The sequence below is a fragment of the Actinosynnema sp. genome, from assembly GCF_052038725.1.
In genome coordinates, this window is the sequence record NZ_JBQGCX010000911.1 from 1 (window position 1) to 2225 (window position 2225).

Genomic DNA, 2225 nt, shown 5'->3' on the forward strand with positions numbered 1-2225 from the left:
GGGTAGGGCCCGGTCCCGGTGTCGAACGCGGACAGGAACGCCTGCGCCGGGTCCTGCTCGATCACCTCGTGCGGGGGCTGGGCGCTGCTGGTCAGGGGCACGTCCAGGACGCTCCCGTCCGCGGCGTGGAACCGCACGTCGCGCAGCTCCCCGCCCACGATCGCGCAAGCCGGGCCCGGCGTGCGGCCGACGCCGAACGCGAACAGCCGCACGCCCGGCTCGGGCCCCCACCGCACCTCCTCGACCCGCGCCCTCAGCCGCTCCGCCCCGCACTCGGGGAGCGCCTCGGCGCTCGCGACCCCCGTGCCGGTCGTGCCGAGCACGACGGCCGCCACGGCGGCGGTGGCCAGCGCTCGGCCGGCGGTGGTCCTCAGTGAGCTCACATCTCCTCCTCGGTCGGTACGCCACCCGGATACGCCGAGGGGGCCGTCGGGGATGAACCGGGCGCGGCGACCGCTTCGGGACCACGCCGGTGCGACACGGCGGTACGACACGGCGGTACGACACAGCAGCGCGACACAGCAGCGCGACACGGCGGGCGCGGACCGGGCCACCGGTCACCCGAACGTGCGAGCACAGCGGTCGTTCGTAACGGAAACGAACGGAACTGCCCGATTCCGGTCCGGAAGATCACCACTTCGGGTTAGCGTTTGCCCGTGCCGACCGCAACGCCCGCCGAGACCGACTGGGACGCCTGGCGCCGCCCGCCGCCCACCCGCGCCGAGCAGCGGCGCGACGTCTGGGCGGCGCTGCTCATGATCGGGCTCTCCCTGTTCTTCCTCGTGCTGTTCAACAGCGTCGGCATGGGCGTCTACGCGGGCACCCCGCCGTCGGTGCCGGAGCAGGTGCTGCTCACCGTCGCCCTGTGCCTGCCGATGGCGCTGCGCCGCCGCTACCCGGTGGCCGCGCTCGCCGCGGTCGGCGTCCTGTTCATCGTCGTGCAGATGCGCGCCGTCAACAGCGACAACGCCATCCCGAGCGTCCTGCTGTTCCTGGCCATGCACGCCGTCGGCGCCTGGGAGCGCAACCGTGCCCTGGCCAAGTGGTCGCGCATCGCGGTGATCGTCGTGATGTTCGGCTGGCTCGGCTTCGCCCTGGTCAAGATGGTCTTCCAGCCGCCCCCCGAGTTCACCGGCGCGGGCGGCCCGCTCAACCCGCTGCTCGCGGCGGTCCTGTACAACCTCGTCTACAACGTCGTGTACTTCTCCGGCGCCTACTTCTTCGGCAACGTCTCCTGGGTCGCCGCCCGCCGCGAGGCCCAGCTCGCCGAGCAGGCCGAGCACCTGCGCCGATCCCAGGAGCAGGCCACCAAGGGCGCGCTGGTCGCCGAGCGGCTGCGCATCGCCCGCGACCTGCACGACGTCGTCGCCCACCACGTGTCCGTCATGGGCGTGCAGGCGGGCGCGGCCCGGCGGGTCCTCGGGACCGACCCGGAGCTGGCGGGCACCGCGCTGCGGACCGTCGAGGAGACCGCGCGCACCGCCATCACCGAGCTGCGCGGCCTGCTGGGCGTGCTGCGCGCCGACGGCGAGCCGGAGACCGGCGACCGGCCTGCGTCACCGGGGCTGGAGCAGCTGTCCGAGCTGGTCAAGCACGCCGAGGAGTCCGGGCTGGAGACCCAGTTCGGGGTGTACGGCACGCCCCGGCCGGTGCCGGAGGCGGTGGCGCTGTCGGCGTACCGGGTCGTGCAGGAGGCGCTCACCAACACCGTGAAGCACTCCTCGGCGCGCCGGGTGGACGTGCGCCTGCGGTACCTGGAGAACGTGGTCGAGGTCGAGGTCGGCGACGACGGGGTCGGCGGAAAACCGCCCGTCGACGGCGGTGGGTTCGGGTTGCGCGGGATGGCGGAGCGGGTCGCGGTGCACGGCGGGAAGCTGGAGGTCGGGCCCAAGCGCGGCGGCGGCTTCCGCGTGCGCGCGCTGCTGCCCGCCGGGAAGGTCGTGGAGTGAGCGGCGGGTTGCGGGTCGTGCTGGTGGACGACCAGGCGCTGGTGCGCGCCGGGTTCCGGGTGATCCTGGGCGCGGAGCCGGACATCGAGGTCGTCGGCGAGGCCGGGGACGGGGAGCGGGCGGTCGAGCTGGTCGCCGAGCTGGCGCCGGACGTGGTGCTGATGGACGTGCAGATGCCGGTGCTCGACGGCATCGAGGCGACCCGCCGCATCCTGGGTCCCGCGCCCGCGGAGCACCCGGTGCGGGTGGTCGTGCTGACCACGTTCGACCGCGAGG

Annotated in this window: 3 protein-coding genes; 2 read left to right on the plus strand and 1 reads right to left on the minus strand. The window is 74.2% G+C overall.

Translation table 11 applies throughout. From position 1 onward, the window contains the following. Positions 1 to 383 (minus strand): hypothetical protein (locus ACTUAL_RS18875; RefSeq protein ID WP_440901191.1); only part of this gene is annotated, 383 nt, incomplete at its 3' end. 273 nt (positions 384 to 656) lie between these two features. Here ACTUAL_RS18875 and ACTUAL_RS18880 point away from each other — a divergent pair. Both ACTUAL_RS18880 and ACTUAL_RS18885 read left to right on the plus strand, forming a co-directional pair. Further along, positions 657 to 1949: a sensor histidine kinase gene (locus ACTUAL_RS18880; RefSeq protein ID WP_440901192.1), complete on the plus strand. Its 1293-nt coding sequence runs from the start codon at positions 657 to 659 to the stop codon at positions 1947 to 1949. Beyond that, on the plus strand, positions 1946 to 2225 hold a 280-nt coding region (locus ACTUAL_RS18885), incomplete at its 3' end, for a response regulator (RefSeq protein WP_440901193.1). The genes ACTUAL_RS18880 and ACTUAL_RS18885, both read left to right, overlap by 4 nt.